Raw genomic sequence first — 2,819 nt, 5'->3', positions numbered from 1 at the left:
CGGCGCTCGGGCTCGGGGGCGGCGCACTGCAGGCCGCCGTCGGTCTCGGGCCGGGCGCCGTGCTGGCGCCGACCTTCGAGGCGGCACGGCCGGGGGCGCTCGCCTCCGCCGGCGGCGTCGCGGTCAAGGGCGACCGGATGCGCCCCGTGCCGGAGACCGAGATCGTCCGGCGCGTCATCCCGGTCTCGACGGTGACGCGCGTCGGCGACCGCGACATCGTGCGGGTCCGTCCCTTCGCCCATGTCGCGAGCGCGCTCTCCGCCCCGGTGGCGCCGGAAATCGCCGCCCGGATCCCCGATTTCAACCCGCTCAAGATCTTCTCCGGCAGTGACGAGCCGACCGAGGTCGCGGCGAGCGACGCCATCTACGGGGCGGAGGTCGACGGCGAGGTCGCGATCAAGGTGAGCGACTTTCCCTCCGCCGGCATCGTCTTCGACGACAAGGCGGAGCTCGCGCTCGCCGAAGTCCGCCGCTCCGTCCGCGAGGCGGCGCCGTTCCTGGCGGACGGTGCGGTCGAGGTCGCCTCGCTTCCCTATATCGATTCCGCCCGCTTCGAGATCGGCACCGATGCGACCGACGCGATCTCCTCGCTCGCGGTCGCGATCGTGCCGGAGAATGTCTCGCTGGTGGAGAAGTCGGAGGATCCGCAGACCGGGGTCGACGTCGACGAGCGGATCGTTTCGGTCGGCCGCAAAGACAGCTTCGAGCGCCTGCTCGCCGATGCCGGCGCCACCGAGGAGGAGGCCGAGGACATCGCCGCCGCCTTCAGCGCGAACTTCTCGGTCGGGGTGAAGCCCGGCGAGAAGCTCCGGTTCGGCCTCGCCGCCGACGCGGACGGCCGGACCAGGCCCGTCCGGATCAGTCTCTACGGCACCGATTCCCATCTCGGCACGGTCGCGATGTCGGACACCGGCTCCTATGTCGCGGCCGAGGAGCCGCCTTTCGACGAATCCGTCTTCGCCGAGGACGAGCCGGCGCCCGCCGCCGGCAATCTGCCGACCCTCTATGCGGGCCTCTGGGGCACCGGGCTTTCGCTCGGCATGCCGCAGCCGCTCATCGAGGACCTCGTCAAGGTCTTCTCCTACGACGTCGACCTGCAGGCCCATCTCTCGCCGGCGGATTCGATGGAGGTCGTCTACGAATCGGACGGCGACGAGACGGAAAGCGCGGAGATCCTCTACGCCTCGGTCACGCTCGGCGGCGTGCCGCGCCGCTTCTACCGCTTCCGCACGGCCGATGACGGGGTGGTCGACTATTACGACGAGGAGGGCAAGAGCGCGAAGAAGTTCCTGATGCGCAAGCCGATCGCCGGCGGCCGGTTCAGCTCCCCCTTCGGCATGCGCCGGCACCCGATCCTCGGGCGCTACAGGCTTCATTCCGGCGTCGACTGGGCGGCGCCGCGCGGAACGCCGATCATGGCGTCCGGCAACGGCGTGGTGGAATTCGCGGGCACGAAGTCCGGCTATGGCCGGCAGGTCAGGATCCGGCATGCCAACGGCTACGAGACCGCCTACGGCCATATGAGCGCGATCGGCAAGGGCATCACCGAGGGCGTCCGCGTCCGCCAGGGCCAGATCATCGGCTATGTCGGCTCGAGCGGCCTCTCGACCGGCTCCCACGTCCATTACGAGGTGCTCGTCAACGACCGCTTCGTCGATCCCATGAAGATCCGCGTGCCGCGCGGGCGCACCCTGCAGGGCAGCCAGCTCGCGAAGTTCGAGCGCGAGCGCGGGCGGATCGACGCGCTGATCGCGCGCGACAACGGCGACCGCTACGCCGACACGCGGAGCTGACGCGGCCGCCGCTCGGCCCGCACCTCGGAAGCCCGCACCTCGGAAGCCCGCAATCGCCCGCGACCGCCCGCGCGCCTCGGCGCGCCCTTTCCTCGGCGGCAGAGATCTCGCCAGTTCGGCGGTGACGGCGCCGCCCGTGCTCCTGATGGCCGCGGCGGGGCGCCCGCCACCCCGGCCGCCGCGACCTCAACCCGGGCGATGCCGGGCGACCGCGCCGAGCGCCTCCGGCTCCGGGCCGCCATGCGCCCAGTCCAGAAGCTCGACCGTGTGCACGACCGGAATCCGCGTGCCGGCCCCGATCTGGGTCATGCAGCCGATATTGCCGGCGGCGACGAGATCGGGCGCGACGCTCTCGATGTTGCGGACCTTGCGGGTGCGCAGCCTGTCGGCGAGCTCCGGCTGCAGGATGTTGTAGGTGCCGGCCGAGCCGCAGCAAAGGTGCCCCTCCGGGACCTCGCGGACGACGAATCCCGCCTTCTCGAGGAGCAGCCGCGGCTCGAGCACGACGCGCTGGCCGTGCTGCATCGAGCAGGCGGAATGATAGGCGACCACGAGCCCCGGCGAGGCCGGCGGCGCGGGCAGATCGAGGCCGGCGAGATATTCGGTGATGTCTTTGGCGCGCCCGGAGACGCGCCTCGCCTTCTCGGCATAGGCAGGGTCCTGCGCGAACATGTGACCGTAATCCTTGATCGTCGTGCCGCAGCCCGAGGCGGTGACGAGGATCGCGTCGAGCCCGCCGCCGTCGATCTCGCGGATCCAGGCATCGACATTGGCGCGCGCGAGCGCGAGCCCCTCGGCCGCGCGCCCCATATGGTGGACGATGGCGCCGCAGCAGCCTTCGCCGTCCGGCTGGACGACCTCGACGCCGAGCCGGGTGAGGAGGCGGATCGCGGCCTCGTTGATGCCGGGGTCGAGGACGGACTGGGCGCAGCCGGAGAGGAGCGCGACGCGCCCGCGGCGCGGCCCGGCGGCGGGATGGATGCGCGTTGCGGGCGCGCGGCCCGGGAAGCGGGCCGGCGCCAGCCG

Annotated in this window: 2 protein-coding genes; one reads left to right on the top strand and one right to left on the bottom strand. The window is 71.9% G+C overall.

Translation table 11 applies throughout. The annotated features are described in order from the left end of the window. Positions 1 to 1,793: M23 family metallopeptidase (locus E4O86_RS22675; protein WP_161142809.1), on the top strand; the 1,793-nt coding region annotated here is incomplete at its 5' end. A 186-nt stretch (positions 1,794 to 1,979) separates the two neighbouring features. Here E4O86_RS22675 and E4O86_RS22670 read toward each other — a convergent pair. After that, positions 1,980 to 2,819: heterodisulfide reductase-related iron-sulfur binding cluster (locus tag E4O86_RS22670; protein WP_246206569.1), on the bottom strand; the 840-nt coding region annotated here is incomplete at its 5' end.

Origin of the sequence: Propylenella binzhouense, from assembly GCF_009866965.1 — a bacterium.
Lineage (GTDB): Bacteria > Pseudomonadota > Alphaproteobacteria > Rhizobiales > Afifellaceae > Propylenella > Propylenella binzhouense.
Note: the sequence above shows the minus strand (reverse complement) of the source record. Positions and strands in the feature narration are given on the sequence as shown.